Here is a 25,432-nt window from a genome sequence, read left to right as displayed (position 1 = left end):
AGCATGCGTTGCGCTGTTGAATTTGGTCCTTGAATGTTCAGATGATCAACACGGCTGAAGCTGTCTTGTACTTTATCCGTAAGTCGCTAAAACGCCAACGGCTAAAGCATAGCACCGGCTCGAGCAGCTTCAACGCTCCACTCCTACTCACAATTTGAATAGCAAAAAAATATTTTAATTCTAGTTTGATTTAAAGCCTGAAAACAATGCTAATTTTATTTTATAATTCGTTAAAAATAATAAACCCAGCAGCTTCTGCGGAGAAATCGGTGAAGCTGCTGGGTTTTTGTTTTGACTATAAATGATGATGGAACTTAGGATTTTTTACGTCTGAAGCTCATTAAGCTACCAATTGTAATCAAGCTGAGGCCGAGTCCAGCTAGGGTAGTGGCGCCTGTTTGAGGAAGTTTGGACTGGGGAGTGCTTGCTTTATTTGCTTTGCCTGGTTCAGCTGGCTGGCGCTCAGATTGGACGCTTGTTTGGCTTGGATCTGAGCTTGTGCTAGTCAGATTTTGGACAAGCTGAAGCTGACTTTCTTTGGAGGCCTTCACTTCTTGTTTAGCTTTAGAATCGATTGGCTCAATGAACGGCTCTTGACGGTCTTTGCTAGGAATTGGAGTCACAGGATTAGGGACTTCATTCTGAGTTTTTACTGGAGAAGGACTAGGTTTCCGAGTAGGCTCTGAGCTAGGTTGACCAGGTAGGGGAGTGCTTGGTTGGAGTTGTGGAGTAACTGCTAGGGCCCAAACAAAGATGGGGTTGGAATAGAACCATAAGTCACTATAGTTTCTATCGTTGACTTCGTTTAGGTGGGCAGCCATGCGCTCAACATAAGAAGCATCTGATTCGCCTTCCTCTTGTTGGGGCTTGGTCAGGTGGTAGTCGGGGAGAGGGTTGCCCTCAGCATCCGTTTCACCTGGCACGTTCAAGCCATGGTTGGTCCCGCGCAGCCGGTAGTAGCGGTCAGTATCAACCTGGATAGGAAGGGTAACAGTGTAATAACCCGCCGCATCCTTCTCGCCGAATTGGTCACGGGTGATGCGATAGATGACCTCAGCAGTTGGATTGATCGCTTGAGTGGCATCTGCACTTGGTCCCAGGATGCGTCCCGAAATAACATCGATATGGTCTAAATGTGGCTGGTTGCTTACTGTCGACTGGTGGTCAGCTGTAATCGGCTGGTAGTTGTTAAAGTCTCCCTCCTTGAAGCGGATGGTAAGCTGAGCGTCTTGGCCTTTAATAGCTTGGAGGTCGCCTCCCATGCTGGCACTTTGCCCAGCTTGCTCTACGGTGAAATCCAGACCCGTAATCAGGTCGCCATAGACACTAAAAGATTTACCAGCTCGCATCCCATCAGCAACATCTTCGAAAGTATCGCCCTCTACATAAGTATAGGTGCGTGAATACTCACTTGGCCAGTAACCGGAACTGTAGATGCGGTTGTCACTCACCTTAAAGTGGAAATCTGAATTGGCGAAGTTATAGAGGTGGCGTCCCTCAGCTAACAAGGCGTCCCAAACGCCGCCAACTTCTGCAATCATCTTATCCGCACCACCTAGAGTGTAGCCATTAGGTAATTCGCCGCGGTCATAACCCAGTTGATTACCTGGCATGCCCTCTATACCGATAAAGACATCTGGCGCTGTATCGTGCATCTTACGCAGGTGTTCAATCCGCACCTCGCCGCTTCCCTCAGCATGACGGGAAGGGTGGTTAGCAATCACAATGGACTTCGGATAGTTTTCTTGGAGCCAGTGGAGGCCTTTGAAGGTATTATTGATGTCTGACTTGTCGTTTTGCCGCCCACCAAATTTTTCACGTTCATTATCGTGGAAGACTTCAGTTGGGGTATCATAGGCAAACTTCCACTCAAACTCTTGGATCGCTTCAATCGGCACGCGATTAGTCCCAGCTTCAATGATGCCCACAGTGCCGTGGTCGAGTTGGAACATATCCCACTCAAAGCCGGAATAAAAGATCTTTCCCTTGTACTTGCCTTGGGACTTAAGGTCATTAAAGCTGGCAACTTGTTGTTCAATGACCTCGTATTGTGGGGTAAGCTCTTCCTGGCCTTCAGGGTTGCGTGAGGACTTACGTAGGTGGTCAGCCACCATTAAATAATCAAAACCGCTATTATGATCGAGACTAGCCTGACCGCCACTAGGAATTTGGTCCACATCTTCTCGGTAGGCAGCATTTAAGATGTTCTCAAATTCATTATAGGAGGCATTGGCATCGTTAGAGGAAGTTGTGTGCACATGAACTTCGCCACTGGTCCAGCGGCCCTCACTAGGAATCGTAGGATCGTCAATAATCTGACCCCGTGTTTGACTAGAAGACACAGGGGCATTGGTAGATTCGCTATCGGAACTTAACGTACTTGTCGGCTGACTCTCGCTAGGATTCGCGTTAGCTGAAAGCTCGGCAGCTTGCACGTCATTAGCTGCAAGGAAGATGGCACCAGAAGCCATCAAAGACAAGAGAAAGCGACTGGATTTGGTGCAAAAAAGTTTGGGTGTATGCATGGGTTGACCTCCTAATGATAAGTGTTTCTTTTTAAAACAAATATATCAGAGGGATATTGATATTGGGTAAAGTTTGTGTGTGGATTGTGTAAAGAGACAGAATTATTCAATTAATATCAACTTATACGCTTAGTGATTCTCATTAAAAAATTTAAAAAATAAAAGGAGTTAAGTTAATAGCTATAACTATCAAATAGAAAACGATCTAATCACCGAATCACAAAAACATGGTAAGTTCAGCTTCGACATCATTGTTTAAGCAGAATTTGCCATGTTCTTTTATTCAAAATATGTTACTACTATTTTACATTTATCTTAAATTATCATTTTGTTAGCCTTTTCATTTGTTAATTAATGATTAAGGTGATAGAATTTACCTATAATAATTTTATTTTTGCTGTCATATGAACACAGTAAATAGGGAAGGAATGACTTATTAACTAATGATAGCGCATACATAAACAAATATTAGTTTCTATTGAACGGTTTATAAAGGAATGAGAGGAAAATTGTGAGTACTTTGTGGAAAAATATGAGGCAAGTTCGTGTGCCTCACACTTATGTTTTATTATTTAGTTTTATTGTCATAGCAGCTATCATGTCTTGGATAGTACCTGCTGGAGCCTTTGAAAGAACGATGGTTGACGGACGAGAGGTAATCGATCCTACATCCTTTAGTTACGTTGAGAGTAACCCCCAAGGAATATTCGACATATTAAAATCTTTACCTACTGGATTTGAGAGAAGTCAACATATTTCATATTTCTTGTTTGTTGTAGGAGGTGCTTTTGGCGTTATTAATCAAACGGGAGCAATCGAAGCTGCTTTAAATCGTATCGTTCGCGCATTGAAGGGCAAGGAAGGCTTAGTTATTCCAATTGTTCTTTTAATTATGGGCATTGGGGGCTCTACAATTGGATTGAGTGAGGAAACAATTCTCTTTATTGCTCTTGGTGTTACCCTAGCTCGTGGTATTGGTTACGATGCTCTTGTTGGAGTAGGTATGATTGGATTAGGAGCAGGATTGGGTTTTACAGCAGGCTTTATGAATCCTTTTTCCGTAGGGGTAGCGCAATCAATTGCAGATCTACCATTGTTTTCAGGAATGGGATTACGTTTGCTTCTATTTGCAGTCGTATGGCTTGCAACAACTATTTATTTGAGTCGTTATGCTCGAAAGGTAAAAGCGGATCCTACTCAAAGTATTGTATATAAAGAAGAAAAAGAAGCGAGAACTAAAGAAAATAAGCACGAGAAGAAAGAAGACCCGCCTTTTACTTTACAGCAAAAAATTATTGCAGCTATATTTGCTTTATCTTTTGTGCTCATTGCTATTGGAGTTATTCAATTTGGTTGGTACATACAAGAAATTGGCGCTGTATTTATTGGTATGGGGATTTTGGCAGGTTTTATTGCTAGGATGCGTCCTGGGAAAATTGCAGATGGATTTATTGAAGGGGCCAAGGATATGGTATATGCTGCATTGATTGTAGGATTGGCTCAGAGCTTAATAGTTATTTTAGAAGATGGGATGATAATTGACACTATCATCAATAGCATGTCAAACGCAATTTCATCACTACCAAGTGTACTAAGCGCAGTAGGGATTTATATCGTTCAAATTATCATCAATTTCTTTATTTCATCAGGTAGTGGACAAGCCGCAGTTACCATGCCAATCACTGTACCCTTAGCAGATGCACTTGGAGTTACTCGGCAAACAGCTGTATTGTGTTATCAATTAGGGAACGGTTTCTTAGATTCAATTATGCCAATGTCTGGTATTTTAATGGCACAATTAGCAATAGCTGATATTCCATACTCTAAGTGGGTTAAATTTTCTATGCCATTGATGATTATTTGGCTGGTTATAGGCTTAGTGTTTGTTATAGGTGCTCAAATTATTGGATACGGACCTTTCTAGAAAAAAGCATAATAAAGAAAAGTACTGTTAGAGGTCATTATTTGCTCAATCTATAGGATAAAAATCTTATAGATTGAACAAATGATTCTAACAGTACTTTTTCTATTGAAAAAAGGAGCCTCTAATTAGAGACTCCTTTACTTATACACCCAGCAGGATTCGAACCTGCAACCGCCTGATTCGTAGTCAGGTACTCTATCCAGTTGAGCCATGGGTGCCTTATATAAGTAAACTCATTATACTACATAGATAAATAGAATGCAAGACTTAGTTAGTGTTTTTTATTAAGAATAAATTTTATTGACAGAAGGATATTTTCTTAAAATAAACAAATTTAAAATTAATTAAAATATTAAATATTATAAACAAGACAATGAGGTTTATGGAAGCTTGTTATATCAGGCTTCATCTTCTTTTTGTGATGTAAGCGCAACCATAAATGTGATAGATGTCACATATGGAGTGTGACGAAGATAAAGGAAACGCTTACAATACGTTGCTATACTACAGGTGTAATAAATAAAGAAGGAGAGAAAAGAACAATGACACATCCGATTAATGTATTTTCTGAAATTGGTCGTTTAAAAACAGTACTCGTTCATAGACCAGGTAAAGAATTAGAAAACTTAGTTCCTGACTATCTTGACCGTTTATTGTTTGATGATATTCCATATTTAGAGGAAGCTCAAAAAGAACACGATAATTTCGTAAAAGTGATGGAAGATTTTGGGGTTGAAGTTGTTTACCTTGAACGTTTAGCAGCTGAAGCAATTGATGCAGCAGATGTTAAAGAACAATTTGTTGACGAATGGCTAAGTGAAACCGGCCTTGAAGCTGGTGCTGCTTGGGATGCTATCCGCTCTGATCTTTTATCTTATGACGATACATTTGAAATGGTACTAAAAACCATGGAAGGTTATAAGAAGATTGACGTGGATCTTGGCGAAGCAGTTTCATTAGATGACTTAGTTGATTCTGAATATCCATTCCTAGTAGACCCAATGCCTAACCTTTATTTTACTCGTGACCCATTTGCAACAATGAGCCATGGTGTAACTATTAATCATATGTATTCCGACACCCGTAATCGTGAAACATTATATGGTAAATATATCTTTACTTACCATCCAACTTACGGTGGCGATGCTGTACCACGTTACTATGATCGTGAAGAACGTACCCGCATCGAAGGCGGAGATGAATTAGTTCTCTCTCCAACAACATTAGCAGTTGGTATTTCTCAACGTACAAGCGCAGCCTCTATTGAAAAATTAGCACGTCGTCTATTTAAAGAAACAGACTATAAAGAAGTGCTAGCCTTTTCTATCGCAAATAACCGTAAATTCATGCACTTAGATACTGTATTTACGATGGTTGATTACGATAAATTTACGATTCACCCAGAAATTGAAGGTGATTTAACAGTTTATTCAATCACACCAGATGGCGATGATGTGAAGATCGAAGAACGTGTCGATGAACTTGAAAATATTTTGCAAGATGCTTTAGGAGTTGAAGAAGTAACCTTAATTCGTTGCGGCGGCGACGATATCGTTGCGTCAGCACGTGAACAATGGAATGACGGTTCAAATACTTTAACGCTCGCTCCTGGTGAAGTATTAGTTTATGACCGTAACACTGTTACTAATAAGTTATTACAAGAACATGGTATTAAGTTGCACGAAGTACGCGGTAGTGAATTAGTTCGCGGTCGTGGGGGTCCACGTTGCATGTCTATGCCTCTATATCGTGAAGACATCTAATCTAGCCACTTAAAAACAGTTAACTTATAAACTTTCTCCAATATAATACACTTCCTAAAAATAACCTTGTATCTATATAACAGACTTACAACAATTTATTGATCGTTTTAGCCAATACATATACAAATCATTCCAATTTTACTAATTCTTAAATTCCACATGAAAGTCATAGGTCTCTACTAATTTAAAGAAAAGCAAGCTTATAAAAAAATATCGACTTAACTTTTAAAGGAGGAACAATATGTTTCAAGGACGTAACTTATTAAAAGAAATTGATTTTACACCAGATGAATTGAAATATTTAATTGACTTTTCAATCCATCTTAAGGATTTGAAAAAACGTGGTATTCCACACGAATATATGAAAGGACAAAATATTTGTCTGCTATTCGAAAAAACTTCAACTCGTACTCGTTCAGCATTTACAGTTGCTGCAAATGACCTAGGCGCAGCACCAGAGTTCTTAGGTGCTAATGATATCCAATTAGGTAAGAAAGAATCAGTTGAAGATACCGCTATTGTTTTAGGCAGTATGTTCGACGGTATTGAATTCCGCGGTTTCTCTCAAAAAGTTGTTGAACAACTTGGTGAATTTGCAGGTGTTCCAGTATGGAATGGCTTAACCGATGAATGGCACCCAACTCAAATGATCGCCGACTTTATGACAATGAAAGAAGAATTTGGAGATCTTGAAGGGCGTACATTAGTATATTGCGGCGATGGCCGTAATAATATGGCGAATAGCTTGATTGTTATGGGCGCTTTAATTGGCGTAAACATTACAATTGCGGCACCTAAGGAACTACAAACGAGCGATGAAATTGTGAAGATGGCAGAAGGATACGCAAAAGAATCTGGCGCTACAGTCAAAGTAACAGATGATGTTGTTTCCGCGGTTAAAGATGCAGATGCTATCTATACAGATGTTTGGGTATCAATGGGTGAAGAAGATAAATTTGAAGAACGTGTTAACCTACTAAAACCTTATCAAGTTAATAAAGAATTAACCTCTCATATTGAAAATAAAGATTGGATTTTCTTACACTGCCTACCAGCTTTCCATGATACAGAAACAACTTATGGTAAAGATGTTGAAGAAAAATTCAATGTGAGTGAAATGGAAGTAACTGATGAAGTCTTCCGTGGTGAACATGCACGTCAATTTGAGCAAGCAGAAAATCGTATGCACTCAATTAAAGCGATTATGGCTGCAACAAATGGTAACCTCTTTATTCCAAAAGTGTAGGAAACAGAGGGTTAGTATTTTGACTCAATAATGAACAAAATGAGGGTCAGGATGAGAGGCATCGGCCTTCTTATCCTGACCTTTTATTATAAATTTAGAAAAGGAGATGAGAGACATGGACGAGGCAGGTCAAAAAAAGAAAAAATCTTTTAAGATGCCAACATCTTTTACGATTTTATTCTTAATCACAATAGTTATTGCTATATTTACATGGATTATTCCAGCAGGACAATATGATGTCACTGAAGCAGGTGACTTTATCTCTGGGACTTATCAAACGATTGAAAGTAACCCCCAAGGGATTTGGGATGTCTTAGCTGCTCCATTTGCTGGGTTAACAGGTAATGAGTTAACTGAAGGTGCTATTCAAATTTCCTTATTCATCTTAGTTTTAGGGGGATTCTTACAAGTCGTAACTGTCACGGGAGCAATTGATGCCGGGATTGGCGCAGCAATTCGAGCCAACAAGGATAATATGACTCGTTTAATTTGGATTTTAATGGGTATTTTTGCCTTAGGGGGAAGTACCTATGGAATGTCTGAAGAAACTGTACCATTTTATGCCTTACTAATTCCAATGATGGTGGCAGTTGGTTTTGATGCCATGGTTGGGATTGCAGTAGTACTTGTAGGGTCAGGTGTTGGATGTCTAGCCTCTACAGTGAACCCATTTGCAACTGGTATTGCATCTTCAATGGCTGGTATTGGTTTGGGAGATGGTATTGTTCCTCGGGTCATCATGCTGGTCGTAATGTATATCATTGCTGCAAGTTATGTCACGCGTTATGCAAAGAAGGTTCAAAAAGATCCAAGTAATTCTTTAATAGCTGATCAGTATGAGTCAGATAAAGAAAAATTTAAAATTAAAGATGATATTGATGAAATTACACCAAAACAACGTTCTGTTTTAGGATTATTCCTGTTCACTTTCTTAATCATGGTGATCTCTTTAATTCCTTGGAGCGAATTTGGTATCACCATCTTCCAAGACATTCACAATTGGATCAATAGTATTCCAATCCTTGGATCCTTAGTAGGACAGAGTGTCATCCCATTTGGTGAATGGTATCTAGGAGAGATTACCGTATTGTTCTTCTTAATGGGGATCGTTATTGCTTTTGTATATGGTATGGGCGAAGAAGATTTTGTGAATAATTTCATCGATGGAGCGAAAGACTTATTGAGCGTTGCCTTAATTTGTGCTGTAGCTCGTGGTATTCAAGTCATCATGAATGACGGTCAAATCACTGCTACTGTTCTTCACTGGGGTGAAATGGCTCTATCAAACTTATCTTCAGGATTCTTTATTATTCTCACTTATCTTTTCTATTTACCAATGTCATTCTTAATCCCTTCAACTTCTGGGTTGGCAGCAGCAACCGTTGGGATTATGGCGCCTTTAGGTGACTTTGCAGGTGTTGCTCAAAGTTTAGTAATTACTGCTTATCAATCAGCTGCAGGGATTGTTAACTTAATAACACCAACTTCAGGCGTTGTAATGGCAGCTTTAGCTATTGCAGGGATTGAAATTACGACATGGTGGAAATTTATGTGGAAATTAATCTTAATGCTTGCAGCAGCTTCACTTATTATTTTAGTACTCTTTGCAGTGATCTAAAGATAGAAGGGAAGAGATCGTATGGAATACGAATTAACAGCTAATGTTCAAAAAGAAGCGTTAAGAAGTTTAGATCAGTGGATTAGCATTCCGTCTGTCCTGGATGAAAAAGCTGTACATACACCATTTGGAGATAATATTCAACATGCCTTAGAAGTAGCGATGGAGACTTGTCAATCACTCGGTATGACAACGCATATTGATGAAAAAGGTTACTATGCTTATGCTGAAATAGGTTCTGGAGATGAACTTTTAGCGATACTATGCCATTTAGACGTTGTTCCTACTGGTGATGAAACAGCTTGGCGCTTTCCACCTTTTGAGCTAAATCTTGCTGATGGAAAATTATACGGGAGAGGAAGCCAAGATGATAAGGGACCAAGTATAGCTGCTCTTTACGGACTTAAGTCTCTGTTAGATCACGGTTATCATTTGAATAAACGTGTTAGATTTATCTTCGGGGCAGACGAGGAAACTCTATGGCGCTGTATGGAACGTTATAACGCAAATGAAGAACAAGCAGACTATGGTTTTGCTCCGGACTCTGCTTTTCCACTAACTTTTGCTGAAAAAGGTTTGCTACAGCTTTATCTATATGGCCCTGGTAGTGAAGATTTAACTCTTGATGTGCAGCACGCCTTGAATGTCGTACCTGATCAAGCAAAATATCAAGGTCAGTATTCAGAAACTCTAAAAGAATCACTTGATCAACTGAAATTTGATTATAAAGACGATGGAGATGAAGTGACTGTAATTGGAGAGTCCATTCATGCTAAAGATGCTCCGAAAGGTGTCAATGCGTTAGTTCAATTAGCCCAAGCATTAAATAAAAGCTATCAACATCCAATGCTTGAATTTATCAGTAAATATTTTAGTAAAGCGACAGGTGAAGATCTGTTTGGTCAAATTGAAGATGAGATGAGTGGGGGACTCACTTGCAATTTAGCTCAATTAAAAATTGATGCCAATCAATCAAAATTAGGTATCGATATGCGTATACCTGTTACAGCTAATAAAGAGGAATTAGTAACGAGACTTGAAGAAGTAGCGCAAGAATATAATCTTCGTTATGAGGAATTTGACTACCTTGCATCACTCTATGTTCCAGAAGATAGTGAACTGGTTCAAACTCTCTTAACTGTCTATCGTAATCTAACTGGTGATAACTCAAAACCACTTAGTTCTGGAGGGGCAACTTTTGCCCGTACCATGCCAAACTGTGTGGCTTATGGAGCCTGTCTACCAGATGTGCCGATGACAGAACATCAAATCAATGAAGCGATGCCATTAAAGAATTTTTATGATGCAATGGAAATCTATGCACAAGCAATTCGTGCATTAGCAGTCGACTAAGTCTAGAAAGGAAGAAATATGTCAAGAAAAGTTGTTGTTGCTCTAGGTGGTAATGCTATTTTATCAGATGATCCAAGCGCAGAAGCTCAAAAAAGTGCATTAGAACAAACTGCTAAATACCTAGTTCAACTAATTGCAAATGGTGATGAACTAATAATTACTCATGGGAATGGCCCACAAGTTGGAAATTTACTCTTACAACATATTGAAAGTGATTCTCCTGAAAATCCAGCTTTTCCTTTAGATAGTTTAGTAGCTATGACTGAAGGGAGCATTGGTTATTGGTTACAAAACGCCTTACAAAATGAGCTAGAAAAAAATAATATTGATAAGTCGGTAGCTTCAGTAGTAACTCAAGTGGTTGTTGATAAAGAAGATGACGCATTTAAGGATCCATCTAAGCCAATTGGGCCTTTCTATACTGAAGAAGAGGCAAAAGCTGAAATGGAAAAAACAGATGCCACATTCAAGGAAGATGCTGGCCGTGGATGGCGTAAGGTTGTTGCATCACCTAAACCTGTCCGCATTAATGAAATTGAAAGTATCAAAAGTTTAATTGAAGCAGGACAAGTGGTTGTTGCAGCTGGTGGTGGAGGAATTCCAGTTGTTGAAACAGATAATGGGCTAGATGGGGTCGAAGCAGTAATTGATAAAGACTTTGCTTCCCAACAGTTAGCTCACGAAATTGATGCTGATTTATTTATTGTATTAACTGGTGTAGATTATGTTTACATTAATTATAATAAAGAAAATCAAGAAAAATTAGAAGAAGTAAGAGTCAGTCAATTACAAGATTATATCAAAGAGGATCAATTTGCCCCAGGTTCTATGTTGCCAAAGATTGAAGCTACAATTGCTTTTGTCGATGGTCATGAAAATCGTAAATCGGTGATTACATCTTTAGAAAACTTAGAAGAATTGATTCGGTCTGGCGCAGGCACAACAATTAAAAATTAAAAAAAACTTGTAATATTTTATGAGTTGTGATAGTGTAGTTTATAACTATGATATAGTAAAATTATATCAAGAGAGTAGATAAGTGGATGAAGTACAGCGATTTGGGATGATGAGAGCCAAAATTCTATACTTATTGAAACGCACTTGATTTTTGATAAAGTGAAAGCAATTATAGCTTTATCCGGTTTCAATCCGTTAAAATTGATTAAAGGGATAATTTTATTATCTGAAATAGAGTGGTACCGTGTATATGAAAGACACCTCTAGGATTTCTCCTAGGGGTGTCTTTTTTTAAAATTGGAGGTTATAATTATGGATGAAAAACAGAAAATTGTTGATTTACTCTACCCAATTGTCGGAGAACATTTAAACAAAGATGAAATCATGGGACTAATTGAAGTACCTGCTAACCAAGAATTTGGTGATCTTGCCTTTCCAACTTTTCAATTAGCGAAAACTTATAGACAAGCCCCACAAAAAATTGCAGAGGAAATAACAGAAAAGCTAGGAAATCCAGAAGGTTTTTCAGAAATTACGGCAATTGGACCTTATATTAATTTTAAATCAAACCGTGAGTTCGTTACTAAACATGTAATTTCAAATGTACTCGAACAAGGCAGTGATTACGGCAAAACGGATATTGGGAAGCAAGGTAATATCACTATCGATATGTCATCACCTAACATTGCAAAACCAATGTCAATGGGACATTTACGTTCAACAGTCATTGGTAATGCGCTTTCATTTATTTTAGAAAAGCTAAATTATAATGTTATTCGCATTAATCACTTAGGGGACTGGGGAACTCAATTTGGTAAGCTGATTGTAGCTTATCGTAAATGGGGAGATGAAGAGACAGTTCGCAAAGATCCAGTTAATGAACTTGTTAAACTCTATGTTGAATTTCATGAACGCGCTGAAGAAGATCCAGCGTTAGATGAAGAAGGGCGTGCTGCCTTTAAAGCACTAGAGGATGGTGATGAAGATGTTGTGGCTTTATGGAATTGGTTTAAAGATGAATCAATTAAAGCATTCCAAAAAGTCTATGATCTTTTAAATGTTCATTTTGATTATTATACTGGAGAATCCTTTTATAATGATAAAATGCAGCCCATTATCGATGAATTGGAAGATAAAGGAATCAGCGAAGTTGAACAGGGAGCTGTTATTGTTCGCTTAGATGAGGAAGACTTACCACCAGCACTTATCCAGAAGTCTGATGGAGCAACCCTTTATCTTACTAGAGATTTAGCAACTGCTTATTATCGTAAAGCTACCTTTGACTTTGTTGAGAGTCTCTATATTGTAGGTAATGAACAGACAAATCACTTTAACCAATTAAAAGCTGTTTTAAAACGTTTAGGTAGGGATTGGGCAGATGACATGCACCATATTCCATTCGGATTAATTACCTTAAACGGAAAGAAGTTATCGACTCGTAAAGGTAAAATTGTTTTACTTGAAGATGTTTTAAACGAAGCGACTAAATTAGCGTATGAACAAATCGAAACAAAAAATCCGGATCTTCCTAACAAAGATGAAGTAGCTGCACAAGTTGGTCCTGGGGCTGTTATCTTCCATGATTTAAAGAATGAACGATTACATAACTTTGATTTTAATTTACAAGAAGTTGTTCAATTTGAGGGTGAAACTGGTCCTTATGTCCAATATGCTCACGCACGCATTCAAACCATTCTAGAAAAATATGGGAAAGAAGTAGAAGCTAACGTTAATAATGTTGTTACTGATGATTATAGTTGGCAAATTGTAAAATTACTTGAACAATATCCAAAGGTAGTCATTCGAGCAGCCAAGCAATATGAGCCTTCTGTCGTATCAAAATATTTAATTTCTTTAGCCCAAGCATTCAATAAGTATTACGGAAACACACGTATTTTAGAGGATGATGAGCAATTAGAAGCAAGAATAGCTTTGATTTCTGCAGTAGCTATTGTCTTAAAAGATGGCTTAAGTTTACTCGGTATTGCAGCACCTAATAAAATGTAGAATTCTTTATCCTTTTCTCAGCCTCTCAATTGGACTAGACATGGTCCTGAGAGGCTTTTTGTCTATTATAGATTGTCTTGCTTTTAACGTGAATATTCATTTCTCATGTGATAATATAGACTTATACTATAAAATATTTCAAGTCCTGGTAGTTTACATGTCAGATATGTGAATAAGATTACATAATCACAGAAAAAATAGTTTTACAGAAGACAATGAGGGAGTGGCATAATTGTGAACCGAGATTTTGAATATTATATGGAAAATTTATCTGACGAAGAATTTTTCTCTCGTTTTACAGAGGAAGAAATGATGGAAATTAAAAGCCGTTCTACTATTCATCAATTTGGAAAAGGACAGGTTCTGTTTTTCCAAGAAGATTACAAAAATTATTGTTATTATCTTCTAAAAGGTTTAATTCGTTTGGAGAAAACAGATGAGACAGGTGATTTCCAATACATTGATTATGTCACTGGACATTCATTCTTACCTTATGGTGAGTTTCTTAATCCTGATAATATGAATAATTATACAGGATTTGCTGCCACTGAAATTATATTACTTATGATACCTCGGGATTTATTAGAAAAAATCACAATGGCAAATAACGAACAAATGATTTATATGTATCAGATGATTGCTGAAGTTCTTGTTTTTACTGAGCGGCGTATTCAAATGACCACTATTTCGAGTGCTAAGCAAAGAGTTATTCAAACCTTAGCAATTTGGATGTATGATTTGGGGCATCGCATGGGGGAAAGAATTGTTATTAATTATCCATTGACTATTGGTGAACTAGCAACCGTTTCTGGTACAACGCGTGAAACAGCTGGTCGAGTTGTTAAAGCTTTAACTGAAGAAGGTCTTATCGAATTTACACGTCAAGAAATTATATATTTGGATCTAGATTATTTCAATGAATTGTTGTGGTAGATTATCATTTATAATTATAAAATAAAACAATAGATTTTAATTTAAAAGTGTTGATGAACTCCCAGAGGTTTACCAACACTTTTTATTAAAAAAGATATCACAATCTACTTTTAAAAAGACAAGGACGAAAAATTAAAAGTAGATATGTGATATCCCTATTTATATTATAGGATAGTTCTTAAATAAATGCTAATATTATTAGCCTTGGATAGTAAAATTAAGCTAGAAAAATAAAAAGGGCCACTTGCGTTGTATCCTAAACTTAAACATCCCCATGTTAAGGAAGGAGTTCACACAAATAGCTTACAAATATCTTACCATGAAAGAGTTAATTTGGATAGAAAGTTATTATGAAAGTGGCACTAAAACAATGGATATCGCTAAGAAATTGAATCGTTCAGGTCAGACGATCTACAATGTGATCAATTTTATCAAGGATGGGCATACGATCCAAAATTACTATGACCGATACAAAGCGAATAAGTCTCGCTGTGGTGCTAAAAAGACACGTTTTACTTCTGAACAGATTGAGTATGTCTAAAGCAAAGTTAGTTTGGGATGGTCTCCGGATGTTATTATCGGTCGAAATGAAATTGATTTAGCTTGTACCGCACGCACATTGTATCGCCATTTTCAAACAGAAGATTACTTCGATGCTTCAACATTAGCTATGAAGGGCAAGAGACGGCCAAATGGCCATAAAGAAACCCGAGGACGTCAAAACTTTTAGACGAACAATTGAAGATCGTGAAAAAGAGAATCCTCATTATGACGAGGAATTCGGACATTTAGAAGGCGATACTATTGTTGGTAAAGACCATAAAAGTGCTGTTTTAACTTTAGCTGAGCGGATCAGTAAATTGATTATCCCTATCAAAATTTTAAGCCGGAAAGCCTGTGATGTTAGGGTTGCGATGAATGATTGGCTGAAAGCTTTGCCTCGTCATATGTTTAAATCAATCACTTTTGACTGCGGAAAAGAATTTTCAGATTGGAAAGACATTTCAAATATCAATGATATCAACATCTATTTCGCTGATCCTGGCTGTCCTTCACAACGCGGCCTGAATGAGAATTCAAACGGTTTACTCAGAAGGGATGGTCTCACGAAAGGGATAGATTTCACAAATGTGTCACAAGAAGAATTAAGTCAAGTGGCTCATTTTCGAAATACCATTCCAAGAAAATCTCTAGATTATTGCACACCCATTGAAGTCTTTTTAGAGCACTGTGACAAAGAGGGATACTTAGATGATTTTGTGCCTTGAGACAGTCTAACTTTCAACCTTCAGGGTATCAAGGACCGCTTCGCTTTCCTCCTTGACACCCTGAAGGTCGAAAGTTAATGGATTGGCAAGGCCAAAAATCAGTGATTTAGTTTGGGGAAAATTCTAGCTTAAATTGACAATTCAAAAACCCAAAAAAACCAACAGCTTTAGCAGAGAAATCTGTGAAGCTGTTGGGTTATTGTTTTAGCTGTTATTAGCGAATAAAATTAGCGTTTTTTGTTTCTGAAGCTCAACAAGCTACCCACCGCAATTAAACTGAGTCCGAGTCCAGCGAGGCTGGTCGCGCCTGTTTGAGGAAGTTTGGACTGACTAGCGGTAGATGGATTGGCTTTGGCCGGCTCTTTGTCTTTGCCTTGAACATGTTCAAGAGCAGGAAGAGCTTTGTCTTCTTTCCCTTCAACTGGGAACTTAGAAACTTTTTCTAGTTCTTGATTAGAAGCTCTAGTTTCTGAATGAGATGAAGGGGCTTCATCACGATCCTCTCTTGCTTCTTTAGCTGTCTTGCTGTTAATGGTATGGGAGACTTCTTCTGGGTTATTTTCTTTGCTTGGACTTGAGCTATCTTCAGACTCAACTTGGGACTTTGTGTTGCCTAGTTGATCTGAATCAGTATCTTTATTATTGGCGTCTGAAGCTGATGTTTCATCAGAAATTGTAGGCTCTTCTGTTGCTTCTGACTCTTTACCATGATCTGCGTCAGATGGCGTCTCTTCATTTGGGCGGAGGCTTAAGTTTTCTTCAGCTTGGTCTAAGTCTTTGATCAGAGCTTCTGCTTCTTCGATGGATAGCTGGTCAGTATCTGCTTGCTGTAAGGCATGCAGGGCCTCCAAGTAAGCAGCTATGGATTTTTCGCTATATTTGTCTTGCTTGACTGGTTCTAAATGATTCAAGCGATCCTTAATTAGACTCTCTACTTCTTTCTTGATGTCTTCTGCTGTTAACAATTCTTCTACTTTGAGATTATCCAGCATGAAGTCATTGTAAGAAGCAAAGTTCGCAGCGCCACCAGATTTTCCTTTGGTGTCTGAAGCTTTAGCTGTCGAGAAGATACCGATATAGGTTTCTCCGTTATCAGCGCCTGTCACAGTGAAGGTTACCGTTTTAGCCTCGGGCGAATCTTCCCAAGTATTTGGAAGAGGGTGGATGTCTAGCTTATCGGGACCTGTATATTCCCCATTCCCTATCACAAAAGCATAGGTGCCATCCGACCCGGCTTCATATTGGAAGGTCACCTCATATGTTTTACCAGGCTTAAATTTAAGGTTTTGAGGAATAGTTCGATAAACCAGATTGTTAGCGCTCACTAAGCCATTTGTTTTAATCGACCACTTACCATCAATCACATCAGAAATTACCTTACCATTAAAACCGCGTTGTGTATAGGGCGCATTTTTCTCGGATAAATGTGTCCGATTATCTTCTACACCTTCAATTGGACCAATGACAAAGGGATAGATGCCATGCGCGACATTTTCAAAGTCTTGGAAGAAGATACGAGCATCTGTAGAATCATGGTGGCCGTCGAACATTGCTGAATGGTTTTCAACTACTCGAACATCATCAACATATGTTTTACCATTTCCTGCAGACCGTTTCAGAGTCAACTTAACCGGTTCATTGCTTTCTGTAGGGGTAAAGAAGACAAAAGCATCCTGGAAGTAGGAAGAATTATCAACTGTGGCATTTTTTGTCAGGGTGTTGTGGGCGTAGGCCTTAATATAGTTTGGTGCAGGGGATGTTTCAATGACTTGTCGCCATGTCTGATCACCTTGTTGAATAATGATCTCAAGAGCTTCCTCGCTGCGGTTGTCAACTCCGAGGCTCAAGGCATAAGGCGTATTGGCCTCAAGACCGCTTAGTTCGTGACTTAAGCTTAGGTCCTCTTCTTGATTAGAGAAGCTAAGCATGGGGTTATCGCCTTGTGAGCGCTCGATCTTAGCAGCAACTACTTCACCTTTGATGTTCCAATTATCTAAACTTCCGCTATTAAAGCCAGGATCTATGATGGCTTCTCCTTGACCATAAACAACCTGTTTGGGTGCTTGAGCCTCTGTGTAAAGGACATAAGGCGTGCGTCCTTTAAGTTTTAATTGAATTTGGCCTTCTTTAAGCTCAACAAGTTGGGGGTTGGCCAGTCCTAAATCCGTCAACTCGTAAACGTAGACTTGGTCAGCCTTTATAGATTCAGGAAGTGTCCATTTAGTCGCTTGGTCTTGATCGGAATAATAGTATAATTTTTGTGCTTGATCAGGGAGCAGATTTCCATTTTGATCCCATTTCCATGGGATTAAATAAGTACTCCCATCTAAGATCTTCCGACCATTAAGTCTGATGATGCGGCGCTGGTAATCGGGATCGTTCACATCATTAGAAGCGCGTTCAATGCTTAAATGATTATTGGCATCATCTTCTAAATCAATGCGCATTTCTGGCGTCCAGCTGTAAGTTTCTCCATTATCTGACATTTGTACGGGGTCGCCGTTTTCCCAGCGAGTCACTTTGAAGTGTTGGATAAATTTAGTTGGGACATTTGTTTCGAATAGGTTTTGGATGTAACCTTGGTAATCACTGCGGCCTTGCCAACCTTCGAAATCCATCATATCGTAGCCAAAGAGGAGTGGGGCGATGGCAGCACCGCCATAGCTTGGGTAATGACCAACCCAGGCATCTTTTTGGTGGTTGCGAATGAAGCGGGTAATAGCTGAATTAATCCCTTTTAGCGTATAGCCTCCGTAGGTTAAATCAGCGGCCCAATGTTGGAAGGTGGAGTCATATTCGCCAGCATAGCCCCATTCAAAAGCAGCCCGCCAACCTAAGTCGTTAATTTCTTTAGCTAACTGGTGGGTGGCCCAAGCCGCGTTATTGCCGGATTGACCGTTCCCCCAAACATCAACGTAAATAAAATCAAGATTGTCATCGACGATTTCTTTGAGGTCCTTAAAGCGATCATAGCGGCCATTGGCTAAATCATAGTCCGCTTGAATATTAATGCCCTGGTCAAGCCAGTTCCAACCATAAGCATAGGAACCATCTGGATTCTTACGTAAGCGTTCTGGTTCAAAGTATTTTGATTCTGGGTAGGTTTCTGAAGCATTGACGTGGATGCCGATTTTAGCGCCATAGGGTTCTGCCCAACGAAGAAGTTTGTTGAAGTCTTCAATACCTCCCATGCGGTCACCGATATTGGCATAATCCAAGTGGCCCGAATCGTGGCCTTCTGAGCCGTAACCCTTCAGTAAGACAGATTGTCCGAGGCCATCAGTGTGTAAGTAAATTTTCTTAATCCCGTCAAGGGTCATTAAGAAGGGGTTCTGAGCTTGACTCCCAAAATTCATCGCAATTCGGTAAGCAACGAGATCAGGGACATCTTCCCAGCCCTGGGGATTATTCATAACTTCCCGATAAGCAATAGCGGCATCTTGCCAATCAATCACTTCATCATTGTTGCGATCAGTTGATAAAACAATCGTTGATTGAGGGAGTTCCCAAGTTCTTTCATCTAGGACACGGTCATAGTAGGGGACTTGGTAAAAATAGGGAGAGCTTGAGATACCTAAATAATTATCAGATCCATAAGTTTCTTTGCCAACGGTCAGTCGGGTGTAGTCGCTTGAGCCACCCCCATAATTAAACTGGGAATTGCTCCAGACACCCGCTGCTAGCTTAGGATTAGAGACAAAGCCATACATAAAGCCTGTGTCAGGCATATCAACCATTGGATTGGTGATATCTAAATGGACATCGCCAGAATGGTGAGTATTGGTTGACATCATTGCCCCATCGAAGCGGCTACCAACTTCTTTGGAACTGGCAGCAACGAGATGGTTCCCCGGCAATTCAATGGTCATAATGAGCTTAAGGGGATTATCTATCTTTTCTCCTGCTTGAATGTCATAGCGGTTGTTGATATCAACGACATCGAAGTGGACTTTGTTATCATCAACTTTAATTTGATAGGTAATCGCTGCATCAATAAATTTCTCAGGAGATTTGATATCTAAAATATATTGGGCTGTGCTCTCATCAATCTTATGGTAAGTAACTTCTGGAACCACGTCTTGATAGTTAATCCGGATAACATTAGTCGGCTGCACTTGACCATAGAGCTCTCCACCTTGATAGGAGTAGGATTGAATGCGTGGAAAAGCCTGGTCAATTCTGACCGCTAAATCCTCTGATCGAAGGGTATCGTATGTCACTTGACTATCATCAATCGCTTGGCCTGTTTCTAGACTGTCATCTAAGTTAGCCGTAACATTTTCTTGGTTGTCTGTCTTCACATCAATGACAGTTGGACCTTCTGGGGTAGAGCCTAGGTGAAGGTAAGCCTGGGGATGGGCCTGTAGGGAGTCCATGACGGAGCCTGGCAAATTGATAGTATCAAATAAGTTTTCTCCATTATTTGTGGCGTTCAATTGACCATCTGATTTTAGGCTGATGAGCACTTGGTTTTGTTCGCCTTTGATTGGTGCGTCACTTCGGTGGCTGGTCAGCTTATTATCGACTGTTGGCGTCTTATAGGACCAGAACCAGCCATCGGTGTCGTAGCCAAGATACAAGTGATTATTTTCTTGGTCACGGGATAAGAAGAGTCCAAACTTGGAACTATCGGCTTCCGTCCGGTCAATAAAATTGAGGGTATAGTTTGCGGTACCATCTTCATTTACTTCCATTCCATCTTTTTTATAGAGGGAGGATGACTCTGAGTCAGTTGAATTTGAACTTAGGCGGAGGTACCGTGTATTCTGTTCCTCAATCACTTGCTTTTGCCCATCGCCTGATACGAGCGACCACTCGCTTTCGGCTATCTCTTCAGGACTTGCTTCATCAGTAGAAGCATATGTCGTGACTTGGCGATTAGAAGAGCTGGGGCTACTTTCCTCGTTAGCAGCACTCGCTTGTTCTGAGTTCGATTGACTTTTTGGACCAGCATCCACTTCCTCCATCGATTGGCGTGCAGGAGCCTGATCATTGCTTACATCCAGATCATGACTAGGCTCTCCATCAGTCGAAAGTTCCTGCGATTGGCTGCTCTCTAGCTCAGTTTCTACTGTTGAGTTTTCAGCAGCATGGACTGTCTGAAAGCTTGTTGCTATCATGAGCCCTACTGTACATGAAACCAAGCCATAGCAAGTCTTGCGTAAGGCATAATGCGGTTGTTGCTTACGGGTTTGTTTTTCTCGTTCTTTCACATTTCGTGATGAAAACATAGTAAATATCCTCCCTTAAATAACAAACGTTAAATGATATGATAGTTCCAATCTAATACATGAAAACGCTTAAGTCAACAAATAAACAATAATAATGTTCTAATGTGTTTGAATAAAGTTGTAATATATCATATAAACGAACAAATAAACATTAATTGGAGGTGATAGGAGTCATAAAATTATTTCCCCAGATATATCAGCCAATGATTTTGAAAAATTATCAAAAAAAGCCAACCGACATCCCTTTACCTCAATAAGTGTAGAGGGGAGGATCTCGGTTGGCTGTTTGTATGAGGGGTTACTATATAGCGACACTCTGAGCTTCTGATAAAAGGCTATGAGGCTTGCATGGATTTAATGTATCTGCTTCATTTTTTGCGGATGGACATTGAGCTAGACCGGCTAGTATATCGGTCATTTGTTAAGAAGATTTTTGGCCTATTTGTCCTCTTGATTTCCTTCATCGAGTTCAACCGTCACCGGCTCACCCAAAGCGGTCCGCTGGTCGCTTGTTATCCGACCACTTTCCTCAGGGAGGGGGATCTTAAAGAGTTGGACCTGGATTTTGTCTTGCTTAATGAGGTCTTCAAAGGTTACCTGGCTTCTTGAATCGTTTGAGAAGTCAAAGTTGGCTTGGAAGTCGACCAGGCTAGCTGTGGCTGAGGCTTTCATTTCAGAAGCACCTGTCAGGATCAAGCGGCGGCCATCGGGGAGGATGAGGTCGGCTTCGATCATGGCGTTTTCTGCTTCTGATTCAGGGATTTGGGCTTGGATTTGGGTTTTTAGGGGGTGGAGTTTGACAGCTTGGATGTTGACACCGTCTGGATTAGCCGAGGCGTCCTTGTCGGGGTTAATATAGCGGCTGCCCCCGTTCAAGTCTTCGGGGCGTCCGCTGAGGTCAAAGGCGGCGTCGTTCATGGAAATGACTTCCTTGGCATTCTTCATTAACCCGGAGATCTGCAGATAGATCTGGTTATTGGCCTGAAGCTCGAGGGGGTCATCGAAGTTATAGGTCATAGTCGTTTGGTAGATACCGTTATCCAATAAGCGAGCCGAGCCAGCTGCTGAACTGATCCGGGTCGTTTTTCCGTTAACGGCGATAGCCATGCCGACGAAATCATAGAAGTCTTGGGGAGATAAGGATTCCGGCGATTCGACCAGGAAGGAAGCGGTCACGGAATTCTCATCTAGAAGGGCATCTTCCAGCTTGACTTGGTGGTCGCCCATCTGGATGGTCTGTCCGACGGGGAAGGTTTTTTCACCCATATCGCCGGCGCTGGCAGAGAGGGTGAAATGGGTGCTGTCGATGAGCGACTTGACGGAGGCGGAAGCTTGTTGGCCCCAGGGGGTGAGGGTCAGTAAGGCGATGGCAAGTACTAGGCCTAAGATTAGGGGACGTCGATAGGATTTGGTCTTTTCTTGGCCATGAGAAGCCTGGAATTGGGCGTAGAGGCGGTCTTTTTGCTTGGTGGACAAGTGTTCCTCGGGATAGTCCGATAAGTTCATCTTGGTCTGGTTGAGTAGCTGGTAGATCTTAGACTTGGTCATGGTTTCTCTCTCCTTTTAATTTTTCGCGGCCGCGGTGGATGCGCTGGTAGAGGGCGTTGGGGCTCAGCTGGTGGGCCTGGGCCACTTCTTTGACGTCTTGCCCCTCGTAGAAGAGGGCTAGGAAGATGGCTTGGTCCTCTTCAGAAAGGGTCGAAATCAAATGTTCGAGGTCCTCTCTGAGAATCAGCTGGTCGAGGATTTGCCTATCCCCAGATTCATAGTGGTCATCATAGGTCTCCTGCTGGGCAAGGCGCCGGTTATCACGGACTAGGTTCAAGGCCTTGTAGCGGGCGATGGCGCCAATCCAGTTCTTGAAAGACGATTTCTTGGCGTCATAGGCTGCAATATGGTCCCAAATCGCTAAGAGGGTATCGTTAAAACATTCCTCGTGATAGGCCTCATAACCCTGGGCATGGCGCTTGATGATCGCCATCAAAAGCCCGCCGTACTGGTCAATGACAGCGCGAATACCGCTTTCTCTGCGGTGTTTAATCTGCTGGATAGTCCAAAAATCATTTAACATGGCCTGTCCTCCTTTCACTATGAATACACCAGCTAAGGGGCAATTCTTACACAAAATCGGAATTTTTTTGGTTTTTTGTCGAGGAGAGAGCTAGCAGCGATGAACAAGCCTTAGGTCCACTATAACCTGCCCGAGCGCTTTTTGCATGCCTTATTATTGAGCAAATTTGCGTCGAAAGTGAGCATGGGCTAGAGCTAGCAGTTTTGAAAAGTGGTCTCGATGTTGAATTGACAGGCTTTTGGCAAAAAATAGCTTCTGCTTGTTGATTTGATTTTAATTTGAGGAATGATTTTCTCGCGCGCACGCGCGCCTATTATTTTATTTAATTCATTTTGTAAATTCGTTATTTGTAAACTTAGTCTTTAGTTAATTCGTATTTAGTTACTTAGTCCTTTGTAAGGAGGGATTACCATTAATTAGCTTTCCTAGTTGATGGAAAGTTAGCTACAAGCTTTCCATTTTCAATATTTTCTTGCCCAAATCCGACAACGTGGTCGTATTTGTCTGGCTTGGAGTTAGATTTGAATTTTGATTATGATAAATAATGCATTTGGATCACTCTATGAGATAAAGCAGAGGGTTCTATATGCGTATACAGAATCAACAACAGACAACATGCAACTTAAATAATTAGCGCATTATCTTTTATCAACAGCTCGCGAAGTCAAAGGAATTGTTTTTCAGCATGGCCTCTGTTAGACTAGGATTTATCTTTAAGCCATAATAAATAAAGGAGGAAAAGTGATGCCATTAGAAATAAGACCTTACCAGGCAGCGGATTTTGATGCGGTTAAGGCCATGATCCAAGAAACCTGGTATCCTGATGTGACGGCAGAAGACCCTGATTTAGCTGCTCGCTTGGCAGATATCGATGCCAAGATGCGTTTGGAGATGGGGACTTTTGCCTTGGTGGCGGACTATGATGCTGAGACTTTGGGGATTTTTATCGGGGATGTCCAAGGGGCAGACAAGCTCCAAGCCCCGCTCGATTGGGAGGCTTATCTGAAAGAATTGGGCATTCAGGATAAGACCGTTCTCGAGGTGCTTGACCGGGAGCGCGAGGCTAACGCTTGCCTGGACCGCGGTCACCAGGAGGCCTATCAAGGCGTCCTCCAATTGTTTATTCTGAGCGCCCGGTCCCGAGGCAAGGGAATTGGTGGCAAGCTCTGGCGGGCAGGTTTGGAGGCCTTCCGCGACCATGGGGTGGATGACTTTATCCTCCACACGGATAGCGATTGCGATGTTAGTTTCTATGACTACAAGGGTTTAGTGGCTGATGCGCCTTTCAGCTTCGATGACAAGGATGCCTTCCAATACTTCCTCTACCACGGCAAGACTCGTTAAGTGACCCAGGGTGCATATGACACGCAGCCTAGCCTGTGTTATCATAGCATTGCATGAAAGAATGAAGGAGGAGGCTGATCGTGGTGAAGCAATTATCTTCGCAAGTGATTCAGAAGGGGGACCGTCAAGCGATTCCTTTGAGTCAGCGGGCCTTAGACCTGTCAGATTTAGAAGTGGGCGACCGGGTTAATTTAACCATTGAGAAGGAATCGATTTTAGTGACCAAGAAAAAAAGCCCCCTCAAAGAAAAAATTCGCGCCTTTTATCAGGCTGGGGGGACTTATGAGGAAGGCCTGATCGATTACGGGGAAACTGCAGGTGAAGAATGGTAAAACAATTCGATATTGCGGTGATTGACCTCGATCCCGCCAGAGGCCATGAAAAAGGCAAGACGCGGCCGGTTCTAATTGTCAACAATGAAATGATGACGGAGAGTGCCGGCTTTGTCTGGGCCATGCCGATCACCGAGCGGCCCGCCAAGTATCCCATGGACCTGAAGCTAAAAACCGAGAAAAATGCGGTCCAGGGAATCATCGACACGGTCCAAATCCGCTGTCTCGATTATGACAACCGCAATGGACGCGTGGTCGATCATTTGGTTGAGGACTTGCACCAGGATGTCCTGGATACCATTATGGCCCATATTGATCCTGAATTCCCCCAGAAATATACAACAGTTCATCAAATAATGGGATAAAGGTTGATATTATCATCTTTATCCTATTGTTTTCTCTTTTTTTTTGTTGTATAATATACACAACGAGAGGGTATTCATCTATGAAGAAAAATCTGCCATTCCCTTCCAGAAAAACGGGTATCCATCAATCCTCTGTTTCTCGTACAGCTTACAGAAGACCGTGATACATGGTAAAGTTCCGCAATCTCTCTGTCCCGCATATCTTGAAAATAGTACAACAAGATCTAGTTACGTTGCTTTTCAAATAGCTTGCGTAAAGCTGTACCTAGTTTTTCATCAGATACCTTGATTGAGAAATTCCATACTTGAAATACAGAAAATTCAAAGGAATAGCTATCATAATTACTTTGGTTATTCTGCTTTATTTCTGGAATTTCACAAAACAGTGTTTCATGCTCCAAACGCTTTGCACGTTTTTTTGCGATAACGGACAATACCTTTTATCGTTATCATCATATAAGCATTAAACTGTAATCTGATGATTTCCTCAAAAGA

The 25,432-nt window shown here is 40.5% G+C and carries 16 protein-coding genes, 1 tRNA gene and 1 pseudogene; 12 read left to right on the top strand and 6 right to left on the bottom strand.

Annotation, left to right across the window (positions count from 1 at the left end; translation table 11 throughout):
* Positions 1 to 314: 314 nt before the first annotated feature.
* Positions 315 to 2,525, bottom strand: a complete 2,211-nt coding sequence (locus tag HMPREF3090_RS03750) for an LPXTG cell wall anchor domain-containing protein (protein ID WP_070485953.1) — start codon at positions 2,523 to 2,525, stop codon at positions 315 to 317.
* Positions 2,526 to 3,057: 532 nt separating this feature from the next.
* Here HMPREF3090_RS03750 and HMPREF3090_RS03745 point away from each other — a divergent pair.
* Positions 3,058 to 4,449, top strand: coding sequence for a YfcC family protein (locus HMPREF3090_RS03745; RefSeq protein ID WP_070485951.1), 1,392 nt, complete (start codon positions 3,058 to 3,060; stop codon positions 4,447 to 4,449).
* Between the two features lie 144 nt (positions 4,450 to 4,593).
* Here the strand turns inward: HMPREF3090_RS03745 and HMPREF3090_RS03740 are convergent.
* A tRNA-Arg gene (locus tag HMPREF3090_RS03740) sits at positions 4,594 to 4,667 on the bottom strand.
* A gap of 324 nt (positions 4,668 to 4,991) precedes the next feature.
* Here HMPREF3090_RS03740 and arcA point away from each other — a divergent pair.
* The 8 genes and pseudogenes from arcA to HMPREF3090_RS03700 all read left to right on the top strand — a co-directional run bounded on the left by arcA (position 4,992) and on the right by HMPREF3090_RS03700 (position 15,594).
* Positions 4,992 to 6,212 (top strand): arginine deiminase, encoded by a 1,221-nt coding sequence (arcA, locus tag HMPREF3090_RS03735; RefSeq protein ID WP_070485949.1) that lies wholly within the window; start codon positions 4,992 to 4,994, stop codon positions 6,210 to 6,212.
* Positions 6,213 to 6,453: 241 nt separating this feature from the next.
* Positions 6,454 to 7,458 (top strand): ornithine carbamoyltransferase, encoded by a 1,005-nt coding sequence (gene argF / locus HMPREF3090_RS03730; protein ID WP_067971501.1) that lies wholly within the window; start codon positions 6,454 to 6,456, stop codon positions 7,456 to 7,458.
* Between the two features lie 106 nt (positions 7,459 to 7,564).
* A complete protein-coding gene (locus HMPREF3090_RS03725) occupies positions 7,565 to 9,076 on the top strand; it encodes a YfcC family protein (protein WP_067971495.1) in 1,512 nt (503 codons plus the stop codon).
* A 21-nt stretch (positions 9,077 to 9,097) separates the two neighbouring features.
* Positions 9,098 to 10,429: a M20 family metallopeptidase gene (locus HMPREF3090_RS03720; RefSeq protein ID WP_067971491.1), complete on the top strand. Its 1,332-nt coding sequence runs from the start codon at positions 9,098 to 9,100 to the stop codon at positions 10,427 to 10,429.
* Between the two features lie 18 nt (positions 10,430 to 10,447).
* Positions 10,448 to 11,386 carry a carbamate kinase gene (gene arcC, locus HMPREF3090_RS03715; RefSeq protein ID WP_067971487.1) on the top strand — a complete coding sequence of 313 codons (939 nt, stop codon included), beginning with the start codon at positions 10,448 to 10,450 and terminating at the stop codon, positions 11,384 to 11,386.
* A 312-nt stretch (positions 11,387 to 11,698) separates the two neighbouring features.
* Entirely contained in the window at positions 11,699 to 13,393 is a 1,695-nt protein-coding gene (gene argS / locus HMPREF3090_RS03710; protein ID WP_067971484.1) for an arginine--tRNA ligase, read from the top strand.
* 234 nt (positions 13,394 to 13,627) lie between these two features.
* The gene (locus HMPREF3090_RS03705) at positions 13,628 to 14,326 is read left to right on the top strand and encodes a Crp/Fnr family transcriptional regulator (protein ID WP_230081923.1); all 699 of its coding nucleotides are present in this window, start codon (positions 13,628 to 13,630) and stop codon (positions 14,324 to 14,326) included.
* 298 nt (positions 14,327 to 14,624) lie between these two features.
* A pseudogene (locus HMPREF3090_RS03700) lies at positions 14,625 to 15,594 on the top strand (IS30 family transposase).
* A gap of 227 nt (positions 15,595 to 15,821) precedes the next feature.
* Here the strand turns inward: HMPREF3090_RS03700 and HMPREF3090_RS03695 are convergent.
* From HMPREF3090_RS03695 to HMPREF3090_RS03685, 3 genes are all read right to left on the bottom strand, one after another.
* Positions 15,822 to 20,825, bottom strand: coding sequence for an endo-alpha-N-acetylgalactosaminidase family protein (locus HMPREF3090_RS03695; protein WP_070485946.1), 5,004 nt, complete (start codon positions 20,823 to 20,825; stop codon positions 15,822 to 15,824).
* Positions 20,826 to 21,263: 438 nt separating this feature from the next.
* Entirely contained in the window at positions 21,264 to 22,373 is a 1,110-nt protein-coding gene (locus HMPREF3090_RS03690; protein ID WP_067971477.1) for a hypothetical protein, read from the bottom strand.
* Entirely contained in the window at positions 22,360 to 22,896 is a 537-nt protein-coding gene (locus HMPREF3090_RS03685) for a sigma-70 family RNA polymerase sigma factor (RefSeq protein WP_067971475.1), read from the bottom strand. Before HMPREF3090_RS03685 ends, HMPREF3090_RS03690 begins: the two co-directional genes overlap by 14 nt.
* Positions 22,897 to 23,640: 744 nt before the next feature.
* Here HMPREF3090_RS03685 and HMPREF3090_RS03680 point away from each other — a divergent pair.
* The 3 genes from HMPREF3090_RS03680 to HMPREF3090_RS03670 all read left to right on the top strand — a co-directional run bounded on the left by HMPREF3090_RS03680 (position 23,641) and on the right by HMPREF3090_RS03670 (position 24,937).
* Positions 23,641 to 24,240: a GNAT family N-acetyltransferase gene (locus tag HMPREF3090_RS03680; RefSeq protein WP_067971472.1), complete on the top strand. Its 600-nt coding sequence runs from the start codon at positions 23,641 to 23,643 to the stop codon at positions 24,238 to 24,240.
* Between the two features lie 83 nt (positions 24,241 to 24,323).
* Positions 24,324 to 24,572 carry a hypothetical protein gene (locus tag HMPREF3090_RS03675; protein ID WP_168140251.1) on the top strand — a complete coding sequence of 83 codons (249 nt, stop codon included), beginning with the start codon at positions 24,324 to 24,326 and terminating at the stop codon, positions 24,570 to 24,572.
* Entirely contained in the window at positions 24,566 to 24,937 is a 372-nt protein-coding gene (locus tag HMPREF3090_RS03670) for a type II toxin-antitoxin system PemK/MazF family toxin (protein ID WP_067971468.1), read from the top strand. Before HMPREF3090_RS03675 ends, HMPREF3090_RS03670 begins: the two co-directional genes overlap by 7 nt.
* 224 nt (positions 24,938 to 25,161) lie before the next feature.
* On the opposite strand, the gene HMPREF3090_RS09945 is transcribed toward HMPREF3090_RS03670, so the two are convergent.
* Positions 25,162 to 25,371: a hypothetical protein gene (locus HMPREF3090_RS09945; protein WP_230081924.1), complete on the bottom strand. Its 210-nt coding sequence runs from the start codon at positions 25,369 to 25,371 to the stop codon at positions 25,162 to 25,164.
* Positions 25,372 to 25,432: the final 61 nt, after the last annotated feature.

It is taken from the genome of Aerococcus sp. HMSC23C02, from assembly GCF_001806805.1.
Taxonomy (GTDB): Bacteria; Bacillota; Bacilli; order Lactobacillales; family Aerococcaceae; genus Aerococcus; species Aerococcus sanguinicola.
The sequence above is the reverse complement of the archived record's forward strand: the minus strand, read 5'-3'. Positions and strand labels throughout refer to the sequence as shown.

Bases quoted from the DNA above. Each gene is read 5' to 3' on its own strand.
- HMPREF3090_RS03725 (WP_067971495.1), top strand. From the start codon at position 7,565: ATGAGAGACATGGACGAGGCAGGTCAAAAAAAGAAAAAATCTTTTAAG.
- argF (WP_067971501.1), top strand. From the start codon at position 6,454: ATGTTTCAAGGACGTAACTTATTAAAAGAAATTGATTTTACACCAGAT.
- HMPREF3090_RS03750 (WP_070485953.1), bottom strand. From the start codon at position 2,525: ATGCATACACCCAAACTTTTTTGCACCAAATCCAGTCGCTTTCTCTTG.
- HMPREF3090_RS03670 (WP_067971468.1), top strand. From the start codon at position 24,566: ATGGTAAAACAATTCGATATTGCGGTGATTGACCTCGATCCCGCCAGA.
- argS (WP_067971484.1), top strand. From the start codon at position 11,699: ATGGATGAAAAACAGAAAATTGTTGATTTACTCTACCCAATTGTCGGA.
- arcC (WP_067971487.1), top strand. From the start codon at position 10,448: ATGTCAAGAAAAGTTGTTGTTGCTCTAGGTGGTAATGCTATTTTATCA.
- HMPREF3090_RS03745 (WP_070485951.1), top strand. From the start codon at position 3,058: ATGAGGCAAGTTCGTGTGCCTCACACTTATGTTTTATTATTTAGTTTT.
- arcA (WP_070485949.1), top strand. From the start codon at position 4,992: ATGACACATCCGATTAATGTATTTTCTGAAATTGGTCGTTTAAAAACA.
- HMPREF3090_RS03690 (WP_067971477.1), bottom strand. From the start codon at position 22,373: ATGACCAAGTCTAAGATCTACCAGCTACTCAACCAGACCAAGATGAAC.
- HMPREF3090_RS03680 (WP_067971472.1), top strand. From the start codon at position 23,641: ATGCCATTAGAAATAAGACCTTACCAGGCAGCGGATTTTGATGCGGTT.
- HMPREF3090_RS03685 (WP_067971475.1), bottom strand. From the start codon at position 22,896: ATGTTAAATGATTTTTGGACTATCCAGCAGATTAAACACCGCAGAGAA.
- HMPREF3090_RS03695 (WP_070485946.1), bottom strand. From the start codon at position 20,825: ATGTTTTCATCACGAAATGTGAAAGAACGAGAAAAACAAACCCGTAAG.
- HMPREF3090_RS03720 (WP_067971491.1), top strand. From the start codon at position 9,098: ATGGAATACGAATTAACAGCTAATGTTCAAAAAGAAGCGTTAAGAAGT.